Annotated in this window: 15 protein-coding genes; 6 read left to right on the top strand and 9 right to left on the bottom strand. The window is 35.2% G+C overall.

The features are described 5' to 3' along the window. Positions 1 to 37: 37 nt before the first annotated feature. Positions 38 to 1,228 carry a porin gene (locus tag HHX25_RS16790; protein ID WP_169675892.1) on the bottom strand — a complete coding sequence of 397 codons (1,191 nt, stop codon included), beginning with the start codon at positions 1,226 to 1,228 and terminating at the stop codon, positions 38 to 40. A 384-nt stretch (positions 1,229 to 1,612) separates the two neighbouring features. Here HHX25_RS16790 and HHX25_RS16795 point away from each other — a divergent pair, with 384 nt between their 5' ends. Further along, complete coding sequence (locus tag HHX25_RS16795) at positions 1,613 to 1,966, top strand: toxin-antitoxin system YwqK family antitoxin (protein WP_169675894.1); 354 nt, start codon at positions 1,613 to 1,615, stop codon at positions 1,964 to 1,966. Between the two features lie 81 nt (positions 1,967 to 2,047). On the opposite strand, the gene HHX25_RS16800 is transcribed toward HHX25_RS16795, so the two are convergent. From HHX25_RS16800 to HHX25_RS16815, 4 genes are all read right to left on the bottom strand, one after another. Further along, positions 2,048 to 3,421 carry a thrombospondin type 3 repeat-containing protein gene (locus HHX25_RS16800; RefSeq protein WP_169675897.1) on the bottom strand — a complete coding sequence of 458 codons (1,374 nt, stop codon included), beginning with the start codon at positions 3,419 to 3,421 and terminating at the stop codon, positions 2,048 to 2,050. A gap of 213 nt (positions 3,422 to 3,634) precedes the next feature. Next, complete coding sequence (locus tag HHX25_RS16805) at positions 3,635 to 5,689, bottom strand: hypothetical protein (RefSeq protein WP_169675899.1); 2,055 nt, start codon at positions 5,687 to 5,689, stop codon at positions 3,635 to 3,637. Positions 5,690 to 5,942: 253 nt separating this feature from the next. Then, positions 5,943 to 8,696 carry a TonB-dependent receptor gene (locus HHX25_RS16810; protein WP_169675901.1) on the bottom strand — a complete coding sequence of 918 codons (2,754 nt, stop codon included), beginning with the start codon at positions 8,694 to 8,696 and terminating at the stop codon, positions 5,943 to 5,945. Between the two features lie 770 nt (positions 8,697 to 9,466). Further along, positions 9,467 to 9,847, bottom strand: coding sequence for a carboxypeptidase-like regulatory domain-containing protein (locus HHX25_RS16815; RefSeq protein ID WP_169675903.1), 381 nt, complete (start codon positions 9,845 to 9,847; stop codon positions 9,467 to 9,469). Between the two features lie 163 nt (positions 9,848 to 10,010). Between HHX25_RS16815 and HHX25_RS16820 the strand changes: the two genes are divergently transcribed. The 3 genes from HHX25_RS16820 (at position 10,011) to HHX25_RS16830 (ending at position 16,116) form a co-directional block, all read left to right on the top strand. Continuing rightward, positions 10,011 to 11,354, top strand: a complete 1,344-nt coding sequence (locus HHX25_RS16820; RefSeq protein WP_169675905.1) for a deoxyguanosinetriphosphate triphosphohydrolase — start codon at positions 10,011 to 10,013, stop codon at positions 11,352 to 11,354. A 75-nt stretch (positions 11,355 to 11,429) separates the two neighbouring features. Next, positions 11,430 to 15,419, top strand: coding sequence for a thrombospondin type 3 repeat-containing protein (locus tag HHX25_RS16825; protein WP_169675907.1), 3,990 nt, complete (start codon positions 11,430 to 11,432; stop codon positions 15,417 to 15,419). Positions 15,420 to 15,429: 10 nt separating this feature from the next. Then, the gene (locus tag HHX25_RS16830; protein ID WP_169675909.1) at positions 15,430 to 16,116 is read left to right on the top strand and encodes a fibronectin type III domain-containing protein; all 687 of its coding nucleotides are present in this window, start codon (positions 15,430 to 15,432) and stop codon (positions 16,114 to 16,116) included. Between the two features lie 477 nt (positions 16,117 to 16,593). On the opposite strand, the gene dxs is transcribed toward HHX25_RS16830, so the two are convergent. After that, positions 16,594 to 18,363, bottom strand: coding sequence for a 1-deoxy-D-xylulose-5-phosphate synthase (dxs, locus tag HHX25_RS16835; RefSeq protein ID WP_169675911.1), 1,770 nt, complete (start codon positions 18,361 to 18,363; stop codon positions 16,594 to 16,596). Positions 18,364 to 18,404: 41 nt separating this feature from the next. Here dxs and HHX25_RS16840 point away from each other — a divergent pair, with 41 nt between their 5' ends. After that, on the top strand, positions 18,405 to 18,854 hold the full coding sequence (locus HHX25_RS16840) for a nucleoside deaminase (RefSeq protein WP_169675913.1): 450 nt from the start codon (positions 18,405 to 18,407) through the stop codon (positions 18,852 to 18,854). Between the two features lie 117 nt (positions 18,855 to 18,971). Here the strand turns inward: HHX25_RS16840 and HHX25_RS16845 are convergent, their stop codons facing one another. From HHX25_RS16845 to aspS, 3 genes are all read right to left on the bottom strand, one after another. Continuing rightward, positions 18,972 to 19,208: a hypothetical protein gene (locus HHX25_RS16845; RefSeq protein WP_169675915.1), complete on the bottom strand. Its 237-nt coding sequence runs from the start codon at positions 19,206 to 19,208 to the stop codon at positions 18,972 to 18,974. 167 nt (positions 19,209 to 19,375) lie between these two features. Then, on the bottom strand, positions 19,376 to 21,163 hold the full coding sequence (locus HHX25_RS16850; protein ID WP_169675917.1) for a chloride channel protein: 1,788 nt from the start codon (positions 21,161 to 21,163) through the stop codon (positions 19,376 to 19,378). Positions 21,164 to 21,208: 45 nt separating this feature from the next. Beyond that, positions 21,209 to 22,963, bottom strand: a complete 1,755-nt coding sequence (gene aspS / locus HHX25_RS16855) for an aspartate--tRNA ligase (RefSeq protein WP_169675919.1) — start codon at positions 22,961 to 22,963, stop codon at positions 21,209 to 21,211. A gap of 256 nt (positions 22,964 to 23,219) precedes the next feature. Between aspS and HHX25_RS16860 the strand changes: the two genes are divergently transcribed. Beyond that, positions 23,220 to 26,099, top strand: a complete 2,880-nt coding sequence (locus tag HHX25_RS16860; protein ID WP_169675921.1) for a TonB-dependent receptor — start codon at positions 23,220 to 23,222, stop codon at positions 26,097 to 26,099. Positions 26,100 to 26,101 lie beyond the last annotated feature (2 nt).

Here is a 26,101-nt window from a genome sequence, read left to right on the forward strand (position 1 = left end):
GTGTTTCCAAGTAGTGTGTTATGTTAATGTTATGTTTTTAAAAATGAATATCAAATTGTAATCGCCACATAAGCTCGTTATTACCATTATCCACTTCTAAATGACTAATGTCTGTTTGTACTTTTAGTTTATGACCCACTATATATTTTGAAACCCCTAATGTATATTGATTTTCTGGGTTTTTGCCAGTAATTGCCCTGTCCAATTCTATATTTGTATATCGACCAGAAATTTCCCAATTACTTTTTAACAAATAACCGGTTTGTATATTTAAACCTTTTCCAACCTGAACTTCGTCTCCAGTTAATGTACCATCCGAGTTTTTTGCAAAAGGGTCATCAGTATCTCTATCTGCATATTCTGCCATTAATGAAAACCCTTTGTATTTAAACATGGCATCAATAAAGATAGTACTTATATTGGTTTCATAAAAGCCAGTATCTGTAATCATATAAGAACCTTGATTACTTCTGTTTTTAACAGCATTATTATTGAAATCGTAAGTTGCTGCAAGCGATAGTTTAGGTGTTTTTTCACGCTTTAAATCACTTCCAGAATAATCTCCTTTACTGGAAAAATTTCCAAATGGGAATAGCTCAATACGGCCAGTATATTGGTGGCCACCTAGATTACCTGTAGTTACATTTCTTCCTTCCCCTTGAGATATAGATAACATTTCTTTAACAATAAATGTGTCCGAAAGATTAAAACGATGTCTTAATTGAACGCCCACATCACGATCTATATTAAATCTACTATTTAATAAAGAACGATCTACCTGTTGAAGATTCCCAGATGAAACAACACGCTCTCTGTTTCCAGGTAGCTTTGTTTGACCAAACCATAACTCGAAGTTTGGTGCAAAGTTCCATTTCATAACCGCATCTAAAATGTATCGAGGGGCGTTACTTGTAAATGGTGAGGCTCCTGAAATATCTCTGTTTGATAATCCGAGTTCTAATTTATATTTAAGTTTTGGTGTGAAAGCATAGCCATCAAATTTTAAACGGGCACGTCTTACTAAAAAATTAGCTTCATTGCTTTCCCCATTTTCCCAATTAGAGATTGCTAAAAATTGCATTCTTGCTCCAATTTTCATGGTCCAAGAACTATCCTTACCTACGAGATTAAATAATCCTTTTCCAAATTTTGGGGTGTTTGTTTCTTGCGAATACAAGAAGTTAATAGCAAATAGGCAAATTGCTACTAGCGTAGTTTTAAATTTCATTGTCAGTATTAGTTTTTGTCGCTGCAAAGAACCAATACTAATGTTAACTTAATGTTAACTAAGGGTTAATATAAAAACAAATAAAGGCTGCCTTGGCCAAGGCAGCCTCATTAGAAATCATAATAATGTAGTCGACAAAAACTAATAGATTATAATGAAATACTAATTGTGTCTAAAGACGCTGCAAATTTCTTAGTTTAAAGTAACTTAAATGTGATGGTAATATTAAGTAATTATTAAGATTTTCCAATGTTAAATCTTTGTATTTAAAACTCTTAAAATCAGAAACATACATGTTTAATGTTAAATTAATGTTATGTAAAGGTTGATTTAATGTTAGCTTATTTGTATATTTGGTATATAATGTTAAAAACCCCCATAATTATGAAGAAATCAATTTTATTTTATTTTGCCTTTTTAATTACTGTGGTATCTTTTGCTCAGCAAAAGAGAGATTTAAAACTTAACAAAGAAACTAACTTAATTGAGGTTGTTTATTATCACGACAATGGTGTTGTAAGCCAAACAGGAACTTACACAGCAGATGGTAAATTACACGGTGAGTGGCTAAGTTTTAACACAGAAGGTAAAAAAGAAGTTTCTGCAAATTATGATAATGGTAAAAAAGTCGGCAAGTGGTTCTATTGGAAAAACGGAACTGTAAAAGAAGTAGATTATAACGCTAATGCTATAGCAGGTTTAAAGGAGTCTGAAACTAAAGGAAAACAGAGTTTTTAAACCTAAGAACAAAAATAGCTAACCAAACTAAAAAAGCATCCTAAATTTTAGGATGCTTTTTTAGTTTGTTAAATTTACTTTCTATTTAATAGAAACTTTATAAGTTTTATCCTTAGACTTAATAACATATAAACCGCTAGTTAAAGATTGTATCAGTTTGCCTTCTTCTTCTTTTGAGCTGACTTCTTTGGACAAAACTTTTCGCCCCTGGAAATTATAAATGTCGATAGGGTATGGTTTTAAAACGTTCTCAAAACTAGGTTGAGGTTGGTTTAATTTTGAATGGTTTTTATTGGTTGATGAAGAATATTTAAATTGAGTAAACTTAATATTGTCACTTTCATTTGTCTCATCAATATCATCATTAATATCAATATCAAAAAATAATCGATAAATCGAGTTATTACTTAAGTTAGGAGATACTCCTATATTATTTCCAACAAAAATAGAAAAGGTTTTTTCTATTACTTGATTGGTACCGATATTTCCTATGTTTGCATCGGTTTCGACGCCATAGAACGGGACACTAGGATGAGGATATTCTCTAGATGTGTTATTTGTGAATATGACGTCTAACGAAACTGATTGTGCTGTAGTTTGTCCATCATTTTTCACGCCTACAATAATGTCATACCAATTATTATTGTTTAATGTTGGCGTGTTTGTGCTGCCATTAGGGTAGTTAAAGATAACTTGGTTATTACTTTGTCTTAAAATTTTTAAACTAGACATATACAGATTTGGTTTACCAGTAGGAAGTGGACATCCGTTATTGGAAGAAGGACCAGCCTCATTAGGGCAGTTGTCTTGGCTATCAGGTACGCCATCACCATCAGTATCAGGCTCACTACAATTAAAAGTAATTGGAGGAAATACAGTTTGATAATCTATGTCGTCTATATCAAAATCAGCGTCCCCTCTACCATTATATCTATTCAGTATTTTACAATATCTAGTACCTAGTCCATTTCCTAAATTTATTAAATATACCTTTCCTACATCTAATAGTTGAGTGATTTTTATATTAGCTTTTGATCTTCCATCATGAGCAGTAGTTTGTCCGCAAATGTTATTCTTGGCTTTTTCTAAAGTTGTAAATGTTTCAAAACGGTGATATCTATAAAAGTTGAATTCGCAAACATCGACTTCAGATTTAATATCTGTACTTTCTAAGTCAAAGTCGGCATCTCCAGGACCAATACCACGATTAAGCACTTTGCAATATCTAACACCCAAATTAAAATTAGTACCTAAATCTATTCTATAAAATTTATTTAGATCTAATAAATAATCAATGTTGATGTTAACTTTTACTCTATATTTCTGATTGCCTGTTTCTGTACAAGCTGCCGCAGGATTGTTAGTAGGATATGTCTCTAGGCGATGATAATTTTGTGCATCAATTATGAATGATAAGCACAATAAACAAAATAACATAAGTGATTTTTTTTTCATAACATTTGGGGTTTAAATTTGAAGAAAGATAAAACACACATGTTAACGTAGGCTTTTGCTAGTGTTATTTATGAGTTATTTAACTTGAATTTCCTTTGTGTTTTTCATAATGAGTCGATTTTGTGTCAACTTATTTCAGGACGAGACATTTATTAACAACAAAAAGCCCTGCAATTGCAAGGCTTTTTGTCTAAAAAAATATACTATTTTATATTATAGACCAGCATTTCTCCAAGTCCATCCTGAAATATCTAATGCAGCTGCATCTTTTCCTGAATTTAAAGTGTATTTGCTAGTTTCTCCAGATAGTAAAGTAGCATCAGCATCAGCACCTTCTATTTGTACGTTAGATAAAGCTCCGCCATCTTTCATATCTAAATCTACATCGTAACCAGTTAAATGTAAGCCAGTAATTGTACCACCAGACTGCTTTTTAAACTGTAAACCGGTACCACCTACACTAGAAATAGCAGTGATATTAGTGAATGTTGGGTTACCATTGTCTTTATCTCCTTCAAAAACAGTTGAGAAACCACTAACGGTATGAGATATGTAAGCGTTAGTTACAGATCCATTCCATCCTTCAGTCCAGTCGATAGAATCGTCGTCATTGTTTTCTAAGTATAAGTTTGTAGCAGAAACAGTTCCTCCAAAAAATTCAACGCCATCATCAGAACCATTTATTACAGATATGTTTTCTATAACAGTTTCAGAACCAACAGCGTATAAAGAAAGCCCGTTATATTGAGATTCAGAGTTAATTTGAGCACCAGTTCCTTTAAGCACTAAGTATGTTATAGAACCAGAGTTGTCATTGTCTGTAGTACCACCATAAACAAAGCCACCTATTTCAGCTACAGCATCAACACCTGCTGTTGTAGTAGCGTTTCCACAAATAGTTAAGCCACCCCAGTCTCCTCCTTCAGCATTTGCAGAAGCAATTACAACAGGGGCTGAAGCAGTACCTTGAATATCTATTTCTCCACCTTGAAGAACAGCTATGTAAACTCCTGTACCACCATCTCTAGCAGTAATTTTAGTTCCAGCAGGGATTGTTAATTTACCACCATCTTGAACAATATAAGAAGAGTTTAATGTATAATTTACAGAAGGGTCTAAAGTAATGTCTCCAGTAACAGCTCCTTGTAAAAGACTGCTTTCAAAAGATAAACTAGATTCAACCCATGAGAAGTCATCAACATTAACAGTAGGAACAACAGAAGTATTTAAAGAATAAAAATACTCACCAGTTTCTACTTGCTTTTCAGGAGTAGCCATAGCGACAGGAGAGTAGCCATCAGAGAAAATTACATTAGCAGTGTCACCACCATCTTTCATATCTAAGTCAATATCATAACCACTTAAAGAAAGGCCGCTTATAGTACCACCAGATTGTAATTTAAATTGTAAAGCCGTACCACCTACTGTAGAAATTCCTGTAATATTGGTAAAAGTTGGGTTTCCATTAGTTTTATCGCCTTCAAAAATTGTAGAAAAACTGTTACCATCTTTATCTTTCTTTGTATTAGAAATATAAGCATTAGTCACAGATCCATTCCATCCCTCTGTCCAGTCGATGGAATCATCAAAGTTGTTTTCTAGGTATAAGTTGCTTACAGCTACAGTACCACCAAAGAACTCAACTCCATCATCTTCACCATTTATTACCGCCACATGATCTACTAATGTGCCAGAACCAACAGCGTAAAATGAAACACCGTTATATTGAGAATCTATACTGATTTGAGCTCCAGTACCAACAATTTGTAAGTATCTTATAATTCCTGAGCTATCAGTGTCATCGTTACCTCCATAAATGAAACCACCAACTTCAGCCTGAGCATCTACACCAGCAGTCGTAGTTGCTTTACCGCATAGGGTTAAGCCACCCCAATCTCCAGGATTTCCATCCGCAGAAGACATTACAACAGGATTGCTTGCATTTCCATTGATGTTGATTTCACCACCTTTTAAGACAGCAATATAGATATCTGTTCCTTTATTATCCGCTAGAATTTTTGTACCTGCAGGAATGTTTAATGTAGCACCGTCTGCTATAATAAATTGACCTGTTAAGTTGTAAAGAGTTGAGGCATCTAGTGTATAACTTTCTTCTAAAGTACCGTTCATTACTCCAGATTCTAAGTTTTTCAAAACGTCAGATTGATCTGGTACTATTGGAGCTGGATCATCAGAGCTACAACTTGTTAAATTAATAGTAGCTATTGCTAATATTATGGTGAATAATTTTAAAGATAATTTTTTCATTTTTGTTATTAATTTTTAATGTTATGCAAAGAAAAATGATTAGTGTCTCTTCATGTTTATTAGAATATTAAAACTAGGTTACGTTTTTCATTCGAAACACTTGTTTTTGTTACCAAAATGTTAATTAAAAAGCGCCAAGATTTAATTATTGGCATGACCGCTTAATTCTGACAAATACTGTACTGTTTAAACGAAAATATCCCAAGATTTTCTCTGGGATATTTTCATTTTTGAGATAAATTTTTGTCTAGATTTAAAATGTATATTTTAAACTTAAGCTTAATAAACTTCCTTTTTTATAAGAGCTAACAACTTTGTTAGTTTCTTCATTAGTAATAATAAAGTCTCTAACCTTTTGTGTTTGTTGTATGTCTGGATTAAGAAGGTTTCTTCCAGTAAATTTTACTAATAATTTATCGGTTATTTTTTTGCTGACTACTAAATCCATAGTAAAGAATCCCTTTTCAATAATTTCATCATTATAAAGGGTGGCACTATTGGCAAAATCTTCAGGAGATCCTAATGCAAATATTTTATCTGATGAATAATTACCTGTTAACGTGGCGATGAATTCTTTTTCTTTTTGAGAGTTGTAGCTTAATGCTCCGTTTAAAATCAAATCTGATGCGCCTTGTAAATCTGATTCTGTAACATTTTTATATTGAAATTCTTCTAATAAATCTTGATTAAACCACATTTTAGTAATGTTGGTGTTGAAATTAAGAATAGGGTCTTCTTCCTCATTTTCAATTAAGTTTAATCGCGTTTCAAGCTCAACACCAAACACTTTAGCTTTTTCACCAGTATTTGAAAATTCAAAGATTCCTGCAGACCCTCTAGTTAAAGCCAAGTTAATTGGGTTTTTTATTTGTTTGTAAAATGTTGTAGCAGAAACAAGCTCACCTTGTTTAGGGAAAAATTCCCATTTTAAATCAACATTAAAAACATCAGATTTTTCTAAATCTGGATCTCCTCTTGTAACCCGACCTGTTGGCGAAACATATTCAAACGGTGATAACTCTTTAAACTCAGGTAGCGTTTGAGTTAAACTTGAAGCAAATCGTAAAAAGTGTTTTTCATTTAATTCATACTTTAAATTGAGACTTGGATAGATATCATTATAATCTTTTGTGATCGACCCAACACGTCCAACAAAGTTTGCAACATCCCATAAGACATTGATTTCATCTTTCTCATATCTAACTCCTACATTTCCAGAGATTTTTTCGTTTAATCTGAAATCTAAATTAGCAAAACCAGATATAATAGTTAAATCTGCATCATATCTGTCTGGATCTCTTTCTCTTAAAACTAAACCGTTATTAAAGTTGTCTTCGGTAAAAGTAAGAGAGAACTCATCAACAGAAGGCACTTGAAAACCTCTAGCTCTAACGCCAATAAATAGTGAGCTAAAGACTCTTTCTTTTTTACGAATATTAGCTCCTACATGAAGTTTAAAAGGTTTGTTATCATCTTCATCAGCTTCTCCAAAAGTAATTTCATCTTTTAAGTAAGCATTAAACTCAGTATCTTCAATTTTCTGCTTAGATTTTCTTTGTTGAAAATCACCAACATGCGCATATTGAGTTAAATTAGATGTATTGATATCTAAAATATTGGCTTCATTTCTAATTCTGTTAGGTTCTTCGGCCAATACAAAATTATAACCACCTGCCCATTTAAGTGTATTGTTTTCACTTATTTTGTGATTACCAATTATTTGGTTAACAAGCAACCTGGTTTGTTTGAAATTTTGATCTCTAACAAAAGCACCGTCTTCTTGTGGGTCTTGGTCAAAAACATAACCTAAACCATTTCTGCCCTGTTCGTAAACATTATCTGTACTTCTATTAACCGATAAACTGCTTATTTTTATTCTATTTTCACTGTTTATTTTAAGTCCTAAATTTACATACCCAGTAGAATTTGTATTAGTAGTAAACGACTCAACGTCTGTAAATTCGTTATCTAATATATTAGATCTGTAGCTCCTAAATACACCTTCTTGATAACCGTAAGATTTTGAATGAGAACCAGAAGCAAAGATTGATAGCTCTTTTCCAAAAATATTAAACTTATGTCCGCCAGATAAAGATAGACTATAGTTCCCAGTACTTTTTTGATCTAATGGATCCCAACCTTGTCTTGTAATAAGATCGACCGTAGCAAATTGTTTTTTATGGAAACCTAGCGTGACATCCTCAGAAGCAACACTTCTCTTAAAATCACCGTCTACTCCTAAAACATTTGTGTTATATCCAGAACTAACGCTAACAGAAAATTGTTTTTTCGAATATTCTTTTGAAGAGATATCTACATTTCCAGAAGATTGGTCTGCATAACCAGATGTAGTATAAGTTTTGCTAATCCCTACATTTTCAATCATGTTTGTTGAAAATAAATTTAAATTAATATTTTTATTATCAACATCATCGGATGGTATAGGTAGTCCATTCATGGTTGTAGAAAGATACCTATCCCCTAGACCTCTTATATAGATTTTACCAGTTCCTTCACTTCTAGTAACCCCAGATATTTTAGTTGTTGCCGTAGCTGCGTTAGAAACACCTATTTTTCCTAATCTTTCAGCTCCAATACTTTCTTTTATTACAGCAGCTTTCTTCTGTTCTAATAAAAGTGCAGTCTCACTTTCTCTCTTAGTCGTCGTCTTAATTACAATCTCATCTAAAGATGCTGCACTTGCACCCATAGGTACATTGACTTCGGTTACTTTACCAGCAACGATTTGTACATTTATTTCTTGAGTTTCATATCCAACAAAGCTAAATACTAGTGTATAAGCTCCTGGGGTTAAACCCTCGAAAATATAATGTCCATCGAAGTCTGAAGTCGTCCCTTTGGTAGTCCCTTTTATTAATACATTAGCAAAAGCTAAAGGCTCATTGTTATATTCTTTGTCCGTTAGGTTACCAACCACAGAACCAGTGCTTTGAGCTTGCGAAAATGTAGCAGTGAAGACTGCTAATAATACTAAAATTTTTTTCATTATTTCATTTTATTTCTAGCTGCAAAGAACGGTAGGTTATGTAAAGGGTGTGTTACCTTTAGATTAAACAACAGTAACTAAAGAGTTATCTAAATGTTACCTAAAACAGGTCTGTTTTTTAATTTGGAAACAATAAGTTAACATTGAAAACATCTTAAAAAGAATAGATTTTATAGAAAACAACAAAGTGAGCTGTCTAAAACGTTTGGTAAATGATGGTTTACAGTTTGTTTTTTGACTTAAACAAAATCATTGTCTATACCTATACCTGCCTGTCTCTACTATGGTGCACCCACAAATGATCATGTGTTTATAAAATTGCAAGCACATGGATCGTAGCCAAAGGCCATGGGATTTGTAGACGAGTGTCAAATGTTTGAAGGTGTCGTTAAAAAAGAAATGCTGTTTGAGCGCAGCCAAACAACAAAATAGCCAAGCAAAAAGTTTAGGGAATAAGGATAGCAAACCAAGAGAGCTCATTATACGAGTTTATTTCTTTTAGACACCGAAAACCAATTTGACCGTCGAAAATCTAAGGCTAGACTTTTTTGTTTCTTTTTTGGGCAATGCAAAAAAGATATGGAAAAAAATGTTGAATTCTTCCTCTTCCAGTCCATTCAATTTTTTACTCAAACACAACTTTTGGACATGATCCTTTTTTTAGTGATTTCAGCGTAGTGATGAAATAATTTCGTTCAATGATATTAAAAAAGAGAAGTGTGGCTAAATTAGCGTGAAAAACTGAATAATTTTTTATGCTTAATTATTGATTACCGAGAAGCCGTTTTGCTACTTTTTTCGCTAAGATTAGCAATCGATGCAAGATCAGTTAAAGAAACCGTGCTGGCTCCTAAAGATGTTTTGATAAATTTAGAAGCACCAGAAATTACTTTTACTTTTAATTCCTTTGTTTCATAACCTACAAAACTACATATTAAGGTATAGTCCCCGTCTTCTATGTTTTCAATAAAAAACAAACCTGTTTGATCTGTGGTTGATTTTATGGAAGTTCCTTTAATGGTAACATCTGCAAATACTAAAGGACTGTTGTTAAACTCTCTGTCTAACAATTTTCCAGTTATAACTCCAGTATGTTGTGCAAAACAAAATGAAGTAAAAAGTAATATAAAAAGTGTTATAAGATGTTTCATTAATTTATAGTAAAATAACTGATGCAAAGAACTAATATTACAATTAGTTATATGTTATCAAATTATTAAAGAACGGTCACTAAAATGTTACTTTAATGTTAAGAGATTTTTGAAGAGAAATTATTATTGAATTTAATTATCTTGCTAGTCTTAAATAAAAAAAATGAACTGGGAACAATTACTATCCTTAAAACGCTATGGCGATACCAATAAACGCATTCGAAAAGAACAAGACGAAACCCGTTTAGGGTTTGAAGTAGACTACGATCGGGTTATTTTTTCCTCAGAATTTAGAAGTCTTCAGGATAAAACACAGGTGATTCCCCTATCACAAACAGATTTTGTACACACCCGATTAACGCATAGTTTGGAAGTGAGTGTTGTTGGACGCTCATTAGGAAGGCTTGTTGGTAAAAAATTATTAGAAAAACATCCGCATTTACAAAATGTACACGGGTATCAAGCTAACGATTTCGGCGCTATTGTAGCAGCAGCAGCGTTAGCACACGATATAGGAAATCCACCTTTTGGGCATTCAGGAGAAAAAGCTATAGGTGAATTTTTTAAAACAGGGCACGGAAAGTTGTTTAAAGACCAGCTAACCAAAAAAGAATATCAGGACTTATGTGATTTTGAAGGCAATGCCAATGGCTTCAAAATTTTAACCGAAAGTCGAGCAGGGCGCGATGGTGGACTGCGATTGAGTTATGCTACCTTGGGTGCTTTCATGAAATATCCAAAAGAGTCCTTGCCTAAAAAACCAACAAAGCATATTGCCGATAAAAAGTATGGTTTTTTTCAAAGTGAAAAAGAAGCCTTTACAGATGTGGCTAAAGAATTAGGTTTATTAAAAAGGAGCAATACAGATATTAGTTTTTCCAGGCATCCGCTTGCTTTTTTGGTAGAAGCGGCAGACGATATTTGCTATACCATAATCGATTTTGAAGACGGAATCAATCTAGGCTTGATCCAAGAAGCGTTTGCCTTGGAGTATTTAATTAATTTGGTAAGGGGCACTATAAACACAGAGAAGTACCATCAATTAAAAAACACAAAAGATAGAGTTAGTTATTTACGGGCTTTGGCAATAAATACTTTGATAAATGAAGCGGTCACTATTTTTATGCAAAATGAAGAAGCCATATTAAACGGTAATTTTAATTGTGCTTTGCTGGATAAAAGTAAATATGAGGCACAGATTAACGACATTATTAAAATTAGTGTAGAACAAGTATATCAAAGCAAGGAAGTTATCGAAAAGGAAATAGCTGGTTATAGAATTTTATCTGACCTGCTGGACGTTTTCATAGCGGCCATCAATAATTCTTATGCCAATAAAGCATCAAATTACGATAAACTAGTGCTGAATCTTTTGCCAGAAAATGATATAGAAATACAAAATACGTTATACCATAGGATTTTTAAAGCCTGTAGTTTTGTCTCCAATATGTCCGATAGCAATGCGATACTATTATATAATAAAATAAGAGGCATCAATATAAATTAACAGTTTTAATAGTTTAAAAATAGATAATCCATGTAGTTTTGTAAACTATACACCTAAATCTAGACTACTACTTATATGAAAAAACGTATTTTTTTAGTTATTGCCTCAGTTTTTACCATTTTTGCTATTTTGTTTTTTCCGAATACGGACACTTCCAATATCGATATACTTAGAGAGCAACACGCCTCTTTTTTAGAGTCACATCCCTATAATGAAACATTAAAACTTAGTAAAAAGGAAAGAAAAGCATTAAGAATACCTCCAAATAAATATTTCGAAGAACAATATTTACTAGAGATGAATCCCGCATTAGGGAGACCTACCCGTGAAAAAATAAGAGAATTACAGAAAAAACAGGCTAAGTTAAGAGCTTTAAATAGTTTGGCGCAAAAGGTGCCAGGCGAGAAGGTTGACAATGCTTGGGTAGAGCGAGGGCCAAACAATGTAGGCGGTAGAACCAGAGCAGTGATGTTCGATCCCAACGATGCAACGAATGAAATTGTTTTTGCAGGTGGTGTTAGTGGTGGTTTATGGAAAAACACCAGTATTTCGAATGCAAATTCCCAATGGGCCAGAGTTGATATTCCTGAAAATTTGGCAATTTCAAGTATCGCTTACGATCCAAATAATACCGATATTTTTTATGTCGGTACAGGTGAATCCTATGTAAGCGGTGATGTAAATGGGGACGGATTGTGGAAATCTGAAGATAGAGGAAATACTTGGACTAAAGTTTTTGGCGGGGTAAGCGGTGATAGCTTTTCTCAATCGGCAACCAATTTAACGATTAATTCCCCAGGGGCTATAGCAGGTGATCTGCCATACCGACCAACAACAAATTTTGGAACATCAATTAATTTGGCCATTACAGCAGATGTTATTTTGGTAAATGATAACGATGGTGAAGTAAGCGATGGTTGTAGTGACTTAGTTAACAATGCCGAATTGAATGGTAAAATAGCACTGGTAAGGCGGGGGAGTTGCAATTTTACAGATAAAGTAAAGCGTGCTGAAAATGCTGGGGCCATAGCTGTTATAGTAATGAATAATATTGATGGCGATCCTATTAATATGGGTGGTGATGATGCATCAATTATGATTCCAGCAGTCATGATTACCAAAGAAGCTGGCGATTTAATAGAAAGTACATTAGCTACAGAAGTCGTTAATATTTCATTAAACCCAAGAAACGGGGATTTTACAGGGGTGCTTGTTCCTGGGATACAACATATTAATGATGTGGTTGTTAGGAATAATGCTGGCGTTTCAGAAATTTATGTGGCAGCAGGCGATTCTTTTTATAGTGATGCAAGTACCAATACGTTTTTGGGAGGACCAGAATTTGGATTGTACAAATCTACAGATGGTGGTTTAAATTGGTCTGAAATCTCATTAACATTAACAACAAATGGTAATAAATATGCACCTAACGATATTGAGATTGGTGCAGATAATAAAGTTTGGGTTGCTACAACCAATAGTGTGATTTTTGGAGATGGAGGTGGTACCATTTTGTCTTCTGTAGATGGTATAACATTTAGCAAAGCACATGAGATTTCGGGTGCAGATAGAACACAAATTGCAGTATCTGCAACCAATGCACAAAAGGCATATGTGTTAGCAGAAGGAAGAGATGACACACCAGTAATAATAGAATATACCGATGATGGTTTTGCTACAAGCTCCAGATTAAGACTTCCTAATGATGCAGATTCTGGTATTCCTGCAAACGATTTTACAAGAGGACAAGCCTTTTACGATTTAATGATCTCTGTAGATCCCGTTGATGACGATATTGTTTATACTGGGGGCATCGACTTGTTTAAATCCACAAATAGTGGCGACGAGTGGAACCAAATATCTAAATGGACTGAAGGCAGAAATGATAATCCGCTTAAAGATTTAGCAGCTCCTATAGTGCATGCAGATCAACATAATATGGTATATGCTAGTGGCGATACTAATAAGGTTTTGTTCGTAAACGATGGTGGTGTTTATTATTCAAATGATGGAGGAGCAACCATCAGTTCTAGAAATAGAGGATATAATGTGACTCAATTTTATACGGTAGGTGTGGCACCAACAAGTGCCTTAACGGGCGATTACTTCCTGGCAGGCGCTCAGGATAATGGGACACAATTATTTCAAGATGCTAGCAAGAACGGACCAGATGCATCCTTTGAAGCTGGAGGAGGCGATGGTGCTTATAGTTTTTTCGATCAAGATGGAAATGACCGCTATTTCATTGGAAATATTGTTTACAATAAATTAGTATTCTTGTATGATTATAATGAAGGCGAATACGTGACTATCAATTCTGAAGACACTAATAATGGCTCGTTTATTAATCCGCAAGCGTTAGACTCTAATTTAGATATTCTATACTCTAATTACTCATCTGGGGGGAATAACATTATAAAAAGATATGCCCAAATAAAATCTGAGGCAACGGTTACCAAAAGTAATTTAACAGATGCTTTACTAACATCCAGACCAACAGCATTAACAGTTTCTTCGTATACAACAAATTCATCAAAATTATTTGTTGGGACTGTTTTAGGAAAAGTTTTAAAAGCAGAGAATGCCGATGGAGATATGCCCTTGTGGTCGGAAATAACAGGAGCAGGTTTTGTAGGAAGTATTTCTGATATAGAATTGGGTGCTAACGAAAATGAAATATTTGTTACCATGCATAATTATGGCGTAACCAATATTTGGTATACAAATGATGGGGGAGCGAATTGGGAAAATAAAGATGGTAATTTACCAGATATGCCCGTAAAAACAATTTTACAGAACCCTTTAAATTATGAAGAGGTCATTATAGGTACCGATCTTGGTGTTTGGTTTACTAGCGATTTTTCTGCTGCATCACCTACATGGAATCAGGCATACAATGGGATGAGTAATGTTATAGTAACCGACTTGGATTTAAGGGACGATAACATGGTCTTTGCATCAACGTACGGTAGAGGGGTCTTTTCAGGGCAATTTGAAATAGATCCAACAGGAGATCTGGATGGTGATGGTGTTCTTAATAATGTAGATATATGTCCACAGGTTGCGAATGCAGATCAGGCAGACTCTGATGGCAATGGTATTGGGGATGCCTGTCAAGATACCGATAACGATACCGTATTGGATATCAATGATAATTGCCCAGAGCATTCAAATATAGACCAGGCAGATAGTGACGGGGACGGTGTTGGTGATGCTTGTGGAGATAGTGATGGAGATGGTGTTCTTGATGGCGATGATAATTGCATTAGCATGGCAAATGCAGACCAAAAGGATACAAACGGAAATGGTATTGGTGATGTTTGCGATACCAGCTATGAAAATCCAAATAATATAAATCTGGAAATAATATCCGAAACATGCCAGGGGTTAAACAATGGAAGGATTGTGGTTGCTGTGGCTCAAACCTATGTGACTTATACAGTAACATTGACAGGTAATGGTTTGAATCTAAACCAAGAACTTGAAACCACTCATATTTTTGAAGATATAGCCGTAGGGGATTATACTTTGTGTGTCAATGTAAATGGCAGATCATTTGAACAGTGTTTTGAAGTTAGTGTAGCACCTGCTGAGGCCTTAGGAGCTGTTTTTGAAAAGCATGCTAAAAACAATTCCAATATAACATCAGTGACCATAAATAAAGGAACCCCGCCATTTACCGTGGCTTTTAATGGAAATACTATAAGAACCACCAGTGAAATTGCTTTTGAGGTAGAAACATCAGGGTCTGGGCTTTTAGAGATATCGTCTTCCAAGGCTTGTGAAGGTATTGTTAGTGAGGTCATTGATCATGTAAATAATTCTAGCAAATTTATAGCAAGCCCCAATCCCGTTATTGAAAATTTAAAGATAACATTACCAGCTATTAAAGAGCAACAAATCCCAGTACAGGTTTATAATATTGACGGACAGTTGCTTTTTAGTGCTATGATAAATAAAGGCGATTCCAATTTTATACAAATACCTTTTCAAAATTTGAACAAAGGCATTTATTTTGTGAGATTGAATATTGAAAAACCAGTGGCTTTTAAGATTATTAAATAGAAAAATGACTATGAAAAAGATAATTAAGGGTTATACCATTTTTGCAATCATGTTTTTTGTTTTTGCATGCGGAGGAAGTGATGGCCCACCTCCCAATTCGGCGCCCACAACAGCTCAATTGGTTTACCCATCGGTAGATTTACTATGTATTGATAATACCATTGCGTTCAATTGGAATGCAGCTACAGACCCTGATGATGATCCAGTTAGTTATAAATTGACTGTCGCAAAGGATAGGGCTTTAACAGATGTTGTAGAACAGCGTACCGTGAATTCAACCAGCGTGACCATAACATTACAAAAGGCAGCAGCATTCTATTGGAGGGTGATTGCAGTAGATAGTGAGGGTAACGAAGGACAGCCTACAGGAACTCAAGCATTTTATACAGAAGGCGTTGGGATCTCTAACTATGCGCCGTTCACTGCAGCATTGGTGGGTCCGAATGATGATGGTCATGTAGATGCTGGTATAGTTAGCTTAAATTGGACGGGGGCAGATACAAACACAGATGATGTATTAACCTATGAGCTGTATTTTGGTGAAGAAGAAAATCCACCGTTATTGGCAAGTGATTTGTCTTCCGAAACTTCAGATGTTAATGTTACTTCAGGAAAAACATACTACTGGAAAATAAATACATCAGATAATTCAGGAGCAAAAACTATTGGACAAGTCTGGAAGTTTCATGTGAATTAACTGGATTTCGATTTGTCAACTTAGGGTTATAAAACTTTGTGCTCAATTTGAATTGGGTGTAAAACAAACGAAACCTATGCTGAATCTTTTGTCTTTGAGTTTATGCTGAGCGCAGCCGAAGTACTTAAGATAAGCTAAAGCGGAAACTTGCTTCTACGTCCCTGCCTTAGAGGTGGTTCGTTTTAAGGAATTCTTTCGTGTTATACCTAGTACATGCTTATCTGCTCAGGTTGTCATTCCAGAGTTTATATTGAGCACAGTCGAAATAAAGGCAGGAATCCACTAGTTTATAAAATGCCTGATTACCTGACAACAAGTGCCCTGTCATAGGATCTCTACATTAAATCGATAAAACATTAAACCTTTTTCGTTTATGTAGCAAATGATTTTAAGCTACATTCTTGAATAAGGATAAAACCTATTAGTACTCCTAACATTCAAATGGATTCCTGCCTTCGTAGGAATGACAGTGTGCAATCATAGTAATGTCTTATTAAAATAGAGCGTTAAACTGTCAGCATCCAATCCAATAGACTGGTGTAATGTGTTAACACTCCCGTGTTCAAGAAAATGATCAGGAACACCTAATACATGTATTGTATTTTTATAATTGTTTTCAGAAGCAAATTCTAAAATAGCACTACCAAAGCCACCTTTTACAGCATTGTCTTCAACAGTAATAATGGTTTCGTGTGGTTTAAAAATAGCATGTAAAAGTGACTCATCTAAAGGTTTTACAAAACGCATGTCGTAATGTGCTATACTTTGAGGTGTTTGACAGTTTTTAATGGCTTTAGCGACATTTTTAGCGATGGCTCCTATGCTTAAAACAGCTAATCGATTCCCCTTTTTTAATTGAATGCCTGTACCCATTTCTATCTTAGAAAATGGCTGTTTCCAATCTATAGTAACGCCGCGTCCGCGAGGGTAACGAATGGCTATAGGATGTTTTAGGCCTAATTGCACTGTGTACATGATATTACGTAGCTCGATTTCATTTCTAGGGGCAAAAATAATAAGATTAGGAATGCATCTTAAATACGACAGATCATAAACACCATGATGCGTAGCACCATCTTGTCCAACCAATCCCGCACGATCCAAACAAAAAATAACGGGGAGTTTTTGAAGTGCCACATCGTGTATCACTTGATCGTAAGCCCGTTGTAAAAAAGTGGAGTAAATATTACAAAAGGGTATTAAACCTTGTGTAGTCATTCCAGCAGCTAATGTCACGGCGTGTTGTTCTGCAATACCTACATCGAAAGCACGTTCGGGAATTTCATCCATCATGTATTTTAATGAGCTACCCGTTGGCATGGCGGGCGTAATCCCAACAATATTTTCGTTTTGTTTTGCTAATTCTACAATGGTATGTCCAAATACATCTTGATATTTTGGGGGCTGATTGGTTTCAGTTCTTGCAATTAAATCACCAGTTTGTGCATTGAATTTCCCTGGTGCATGGTATTTAACCTGATCTTCTTCAGCCTGTTTTAATCCTTTCCCCTTGGTCGTGATAACATGTAAAAATTTAGGACCGCTTATGGTTTTTAAACGTTCTAATTCCGAAATAATAGCGTTTATATCATGGCCATCTATAGGCCCCGAGTAGTCAAAATTTAAAGCTTCAAAAATATTGTCTTGTTTTTGAGTTTCTTTTTTAACATTTGTTAAATACTGTTTTAATGCACCAACACTGGGATCAATTCCAATAGCATTGTCATTTAGAATAACCAGTAAATTGGCGTTCGTAACACCAGCGTGGTTTAAACCTTCAAAAGCCATCCCGCTGGCAATGGAAGCATCTCCAATAATGGCAATATGTTGTTTTTTGGTATCTCCCTTTAACCGCGAAGCAATAGCCATACCAAGTGCTGCGGAAATGGATGTAGAGGAATGCCCCACACCAAAAGCATCATAGTTACTTTCTGCTCGTTTTGGGAAACCACTTAATCCACCAACTTGTCTGTTGGTATGGAAACTATCTTTTCTGCCAGTTAGTATTTTATGACCATAAGCCTGATGGCCTACATCCCAAATAAGCTGATCTTCGGGTGTGTTAAAAATATAGTGTAATGCAATGGTTAATTCCACTACACCTAAACTAGCTCCTAAATGTCCTTCTTTGGTGGCAACGATATTAATTATAAATTCGCGCAATTCTTTGGCAAGTTGAGGTAAGTCTTTTTGATCTAAAAGACGAAGCTCTTTTGGTGTGTTAATGTGGTCTAATAATTTTTGCATGCGATTACAAATGTACTATTTGAAATTGTATTTTTGCTTTTATGATAGAACCTTTTGATGATGCCTATTTTATGAAAAAAGCACTTCAGGAAGCTGAAGCAGCTTATGAAAAAGGAGAAATTCCTGTAGGTGCTGTTATTGTTGTAGACAACAAAATAATAGCTAGAGGACATAATTTAACTGAAACATTAATTGATGTTACGGCGCATGCAGAGATGCAAGCCATTACAGCAGCGGCTAATTTTTTAGGAGGCAAGTATCTAAAAAAATGTACGCTTTATGTTACTTTGGAACCTTGCCAAATGTGCGCTGGGGCTTTATATTGGAGTCAGATTTCCCATATTGTTTATGGGGCTAGGGATGAAGAACGTGGTTGTATTGGCTTAAATACAAAACTACACCCTAAAACAACTATAAAAGGCGGTGTCATGGCTAATGAGGCTTCCGAGCTCATGAAGCGGTTTTTTATTGAAAAACGAAATTTGAATTAATGGTTATTCCTAATAAATTAAAGGGTTAACTACGTTCTGAATCATTTCGACGTTAGAAGAATCAAATAACCATAATGAGATGTCTCATATGTGTGTTGCATGACATTGACCTCTTAATCAGTGCCTTTTTTTACGCTCATTCTCGCGCATTTTGTCCAGATTCTCTTTAGTAAGTATATAATCTTTAACGTCTTTGTCTTTCCAGCGGTAATAGGAAAACAAAGGAAAAACCACAAGAAATAAGCCAGCAACACCAAAACCAATGAGTTTTTGAGACCATTCATTTTCCAAGAAATAGCCAGCTACAATGCTACCTGTAGCAGCTAGAAACAAAAAAAGAATAATATATTTCATGAGTTATGAGTAAAATTATTAAAAGTCTGAAAAGTAAAATGCATGTCATATTGAGTACTTCGACTTCGCTCAGCACAAGCTTTGTCGAAATAATTTATCCGTTTGATAATCAATATCGGTTTCGACAAGCCCAACCTGACAAGTTAATTTAGGATGACTTTTCAGTTTCATTTTGTAAAATTAATTAATTGTTGTCTGTAAGCCGTTAATAATTTAGATTTTGAGATATACCCATAATACTTACCATGTTTAACAACAGGTAAATTCCAGGCACCACTGCTTTTAAACTTATCCATAATATCGTTCATAGAGTTTTCTTCATAAACAATAATATCGGCATCGGCATGCATTAAATTTGAGGCATCAACCTTGTCGTAAAGTTGGGAGTTAAACATAATATGCCTTACATCATCTAAACGGATAACACCCAAAAACTCATGATCATCATTAACTACAGGAAAATGATTTCGTGAAGATTTTGCAACAGCCTTTTTTAGTATATCTCCAAGTTTCATGTCTGGTTTTAAAATAATGAAATTCGTTTCTATAACCTTATCAATATCTAAGACCATTAATACATTTTGATCTTTATCGTGTGTCATCAACTCACCACGTTCTGCCAGTTTGAGCGTGTAAATGGAATGAGAAACATAATATTTAGTCATAGCAAACGAAATGGTTGATACAATCATTAATGGTACGAACAACTCATATCCACCAGTGATTTCAGCAATAAGGAAAATGGCTGTAAGAGGTGCATGTAGTACACCAGCCATTAACCCTGTCATACCAATCAAAGTAAAATTTGATTCGGATACTTGAAAGTCTAAACCAATATTATTGATGATTTTTGCAAAGGCATTACCTAGTGCACTACCCATAACAAGCGTTGGGATAAAGACACCACCTACACCCCCGGCACCAAAGGTAGTCGTCATTGCTATGGCTTTAAATATGGCGATGCCAAGTAATAATGCGATAATGATCCAGATATTAGATAAATCTAAATTAAAAGGAGTTGTACCAATGGCAGATAAGTGATCGCCTTTTAAAAGGTTATTCATAATACCATAACCCTCACCGTAAAGCGGCGGAATAAAATACAGCATAGAACCTATAGCGACACCCCCAATTAATAAACGTTTGGCACGGCTTTCAAATTGCTTAAAGAAATTGGTAATTCCAAAAAAGACTTTAGAAAAATAAACCGATGCGATACCAGTTACAAGACCTAATAGGATATAGAATAAGATATCGTTAACTTCAAATTTATCGGTTAATTCAAATCGTAATAAAACATCGGTACCTAAAAACATATAAGAAGTTACCACAGCAGAAACAGAAGCTAATAATAGTGGGACTAGTGAGGTAAAAGCAATGTCCAAGCTAAATATTTCGACAGCAAAAATAATAGCTGCGATAGGCGCTTTAAACATGGATGCCATGGCACCAGCTGCAGCACAGCCAATTAAAAGCATCCTTGTTTTTGTATTCATATGGAATAAGCGTGCGGCATTGGAACCTAAAGCAGACCCAACGCTTACAGCGGGACCTTGTAACCCAACCGATCCACCAAAACCAGCAGTTAAAGGTGCGGTTATTAATGCGGCATAAATATTATATCTTGGGATAATTCCATTTAGTTTTGAAATAGCATGCAAAGTCGAGGAAATACCATGGCCTATATGTTTTTTCAACCAGGTTTGTTTTATAATATAAACCAGCAAAAGGCCCATAATCGGAAATATAAAGTAAAGCGAGTTTTGGTAGTTGTTAAAAAAGTCTAGTTTAAAAAGTAACCGAATATAATGCGTTAAGTTTTTGAGGAGCATGGTCCCCATTCCTGCTAAAAAACCAACTAGGATACTCAGGATATAGATAAATTGAAGCTCAGAAATATGTTTGTATTTCCAAATCAAAAATTTGCGTAAAAGACTTTTACTGCTTAGAGGCATTTTATAAAATTAATAAAAAATCCTGCATAGAGCAGGATTAAAATTTTATGATTTCAAATTAAGTTTTAAGCTTAGTTCTGTTAATTGTTCATCATCTATGGGAGCAGGCGCATCTATCATCACATCACGCCCCGAATTATTTTTAGGGAATGCAATAAAATCTCTAATAGTTTCTTGTCCGCCTAAAATAGCTACCAATCTATCCAGTCCAAAAGCTAATCCCCCATGTGGTGGTGCACCATATTGAAAGGCATCCATTAAAAATCCGAATTGCGCTTTGGCTTCCTCTGGGGTAAACCCTAAATAATCGAACATTAAAGATTGTGTTTCTTTATCATGAATTCTAATAGAGCCTCCTCCTATTTCGTTTCCGTTCAATACAAGATCATAAGCATTGGCTTTTACGGCACCAGGATCTGTTTTTAGCAAATCAATTTGTCCTGGTTTTGGTGACGTAAACGGATGGTGCATGGCATGATAGCGTTCTGTTTCTTCATCCCATTCCAATAAAGGGAAGTCCATAACCCAAAGCGGGGCAAACTCGTTTGGTTTGCGCAAGCCTAAGCGTTCTGCCAATTCCATACGTAAGGCACTTAATTGAGTACGTACTTTATTTTTATTACCAGATAGCACACAAATTAAGTCGCCAGCTTTTGCATTGGTGGCTTCTGCCCATTTGGCTAAATCGTCTTGATCATAAAACTTATCGACCGACGATTTAAAAGTACCATCGTCATTACAACGGCAATAAACCATTCCCAAAGCACCAATTTGCGGACGTTTTACCCAATCAATTAATTTGTCTATATCTTTTCTGGTGTAAATATTGCCTCCAGGAACAGCAATACCAACCACTAATTCTGCCGAATTAAATACATTAAACTCTTTGTGTTGAGCGACTTCGTTTAACTCACCAAACTCCATCCCAAAACGTATATCGGGTTTGTCGTTACCGTACAAACGCATGGCATCATCATAAAGTATTCTTGGGAATTTTTCTATGTCAACGCCATTCACTTCTTTTAATAGATGGCGTGTTAATCCTTCAAAAGCATTTAAAATATCTTCTTGCTCAATAAATGCCATTTCACAATCTATCTGAGTGAACTCTGGTTGTCTGTCTGCCCGTAAATCTTCATCCCTAAAGCATTTTACAATCTGAAAGTACTTATCCATACCACCTACCATAAGCAATTGCTTAAAAGTTTGGGGAGATTGTGGTAAGGCATAAAACTGCCCTTCGTTCATACGCGATGGCACGACAAAATCACGAGCCCCTTCAGGAGTCGATTTAATTAAATAAGGCGTTTCAACCTCAATAAAACCTTCCTTAGATAAATAGTTTCTAACTTCTTGAGTGACTTTATGTCTAAAAATTAAACTATTTTTTACAGGGTTTCTGCGTATATCCAAGTAGCGGTATTTCATACGTAAATCTTCGCCGCCATCTGTGTTATCTTCTATGGTGAAAGGAGGAAGTAATGCTTCGTTTAATACATTTAATTCTGAAACTAGTATTTCAATATCTCCAGTTGGTATATTCGGGTTTTTTGAAGCACGTTCAATAACGGTTCCTTTTACTTGAATGACAAATTCGCGACCAAGGTTTTGTGCTTGTTGCATCATGGCTTTTGAAGTACGTTCTTCATCAAAAACCAATTGCGTGATTCCATAGCGGTCTCGTAAATCTATCCAAACAATAAATCCTTTATCACGAGATTTTTGAACCCAGCCTGCAAGGGTTACGTCTTCATTTATATTTGCAGCGTTTAATTCGCCACAATTATGACTTCTATACATAGTTAAAAATTGATGTGCACCCTTACTACTTCAAGTAAATTAGATAGCGGTTCGATGCATTAAACAGATTGCAAATTTATGAAGATATTACTTTGTAGTATAACGTTTTTTACAAAGATTTAAATAAAAACCACTTTGTTATATTCTTAATATTGAGCGTCTTTTTTTGTTAAATTGTAATTTTTGTAGTCTAATACTTATGTTTATTCATATTTTTTTTGCATATTTAGAGGAACTAATTCAAATGAAAAATATTATGAGCAAACTTTTACAATTTAAAATGTTCCTAATTCTGTTATTATTTTTGCCTGCTTTCGCTTTATCGCAGCAGGTTTCAGGTACAGTAATAGACGGAGCTACAAATTTGCCTTTAGCAGGAGCAAATATTGTTATTAAAGGAACTACCACAGGTACCATTTCAGACTTTGATGGAAACTTTACTTTAAACGTAGACGGTTTCCCTGTGATTCTGGTTGTGTCTTCGGTAGGATTTGACACCCAGGAAGTTAATGTGTCTTCTTCTCAAAAAATTAATATCACACTAGAGGAAGGTGTCGCTTTAGATGAAGTCATTTTGATTGGGTCTAGAAACCCAAGTCGAACAGCAGTCGATACGCCTGTTCCAGTTGATGTTATTGATATTTCTGAGCTAACATCGCAAGCACCACAAGTTAATTTAAATCAAATTTTGAATTTTGTGGCGCCTTCATTCACTTCGAATACACAAACAATTTCTGACGGAACGGATCATATAGACCCAGCATCATTAAGAGGCTTAGGGCCCGACCAGGTACTTGTTTTAATAAATGGAAAACGAAGACACAATTCATCTTTAGTTAATGTTAATGGAACGTTTGGTCGTGGAAGTGTAGGGACCGATTTAAATGCCATTCCATCTGGAGCTATTCAACGATTAGAGGTTTTGCGTGATGGAGCAGCTGCCCAATATGGATCGGATGCCATTGCTGGAGTTATTAACATCGTACTAAATAATAATGTAAATGAACTGACATTAAATGTTACAACCGGAGCCAATTTTACAAAAAATGCTAACAACCAAACAGGCGGAGTAGATGGAGAGACCGTTAATATTAGTGCTAATTATGGTTTGCCCTTAGGAGAGCACGGTGGATTTATCAATTTTACGGGAGATTTCGATTTTAGAGAAGATTATGGTCGAATGAAAGAATGGGAAGGCAATGTTTTTAACCTTTATAATACCGTTGAAAGATTTGCTAGAAATGATGGTTACAATTTATCGGACTTATTAGATGGTGACGATGTAACAGACGTTATACAATATGCCAATGCTGCAGGGATTAATTTAGGAGGCGCTACGACCCAAGCGGAATTACAAGCTATTTTATCAGCAGATAATACAGAGGCCGAGTTGGCAGCAAGAGGACTTGTTAGAAGCGATTTTAACATGCGTGTTGGTCAATCGGAAGTAAGAGGGGGGCGATTTTTTGCTAATTTATCGTTACCATTGGATGATAATGGTACCGAACTTTATTCATTTGCAGGAGCTAGTTCCAGAAAAGGGAATTCTGCGGGGTTTTACAGACTGCCAAATCAAAGTAGGACTTATACGCCAGCCTATTTCAATGGCTTTTTACCAGAGATTAATTCGACCATAACCGATAAATCCTTTGCAGTTGGAATTAAAGGGAAAATAAACGATTGGAATGTCGATTTAAGTAATACTTGGGGAAAGAATGCCTTTTTATATACTATAGGAAATACCTTTAATGCGTCTTTTCAAAATGCCTCGCCAACCACATTTGATGCTGGTGGGTTTAATTTTATGCAGAATACGGTTAATTTAGATATCAATCAATTTTATGATGATATCCTTAATGGGCTTAATGTGGCGTTTGGTGCAGAATATAGGTTAGAGAATTATGAAATTGAAGCAGGAGAAGAAGCGTCGTACTCAAGATATACGGCAGAAGGTCAGGTTATAACTTTAGCTGATCAAGTGGCTGCTCAGGACTTTTTTGGTAATTCTAGACCTGGAGGCTCTCAAGTTTTCCCTGGGTTTAGTCCTAATAACGAATTGTCTAGAGGACGTAGCAGTATTGCAGGATATTTTGATTTAGAAGCCGATTTTTCTGAAACCTTTTTAGCTAGTTTTGCTACGCGTTTTGAGAATTATTCAGATTTTGGATCAACGATTAACTTTAAGTTGGCAACACGGTTAAAAGCCAGTGAAAATGTTAATGTTAGAGCGGCCTTAAATACAGGTTTTAGAGCGCCTTCATTACACCAGTTGAATTTTAATTCTACATCAACCATATTTGATCAAAATGGAAATCCAGTAGAAGTTGGAACTTTTGCTAATGATAGTAGGGTTGCAAAAATATTAGGAATACCAGAGCTAAAAGAAGAAACTTCTAAAAGTATTAGTTTAGGACTAACAGCTAAATTACCAGATGCTAATATGAGCGTGACGGTTGATGGTTATTTTGTTGCCATTGACGATCGTGTGGTATATACGGGACAATTTAGCGGAGCTGGCATAGCAGCAGAATTAGCGCAGGCTAATGCTTCTGCAGCTTCATTTTTTGCAAATGCTATTGATACAGAATCTAAAGGATTAGACATAGTGATTACCCATAAAGCTAATTTGGGAACTCATATGAAATTAAAATCAGACTTATCAGGAACTTTTTCTAAAACAAAAAAGGTGGGTGCTATAAAGGCTTCCCAAATTTTAGAAGATGCTGGTTTAGTAGATACATATTTCCCTGAAGACAGTCGTGTTTATTTAGAAGAAGCCGTGCCTAGAACAAAACTGAATTTGACCAATAATTTGACTTCGGGAAAATTTAATGTGTTTTTAAGAAACGTGTATTTCGGAGAAGTGACAGAAGCAACAACTAATGTGGATAGACAGCAAGTTTTTGGAACAAAGCTAGTGACCGATTTGTCTTTGGGATATAAAGCTTCAGAAAGTTTGACATTAACAGTAGGAGCCAATAATTTGTTAGATATTTATCCAGATAGAGCAGCCGAAGTATTATCTGATGGTGGTACTAACAGAAGTGGCGGACGTTTTGACTGGTCCAGACGGGCACAGCAATTTGGTATTGGTGGGCGTTTCCTTTTTGCCAGACTTAGTTTTAAGTTGAAGTAAGT

This window comes from Flavivirga algicola (genome assembly GCF_012910715.1).
Taxonomy (GTDB): Bacteria; Bacteroidota; Bacteroidia; order Flavobacteriales; family Flavobacteriaceae; genus Flavivirga; species Flavivirga algicola.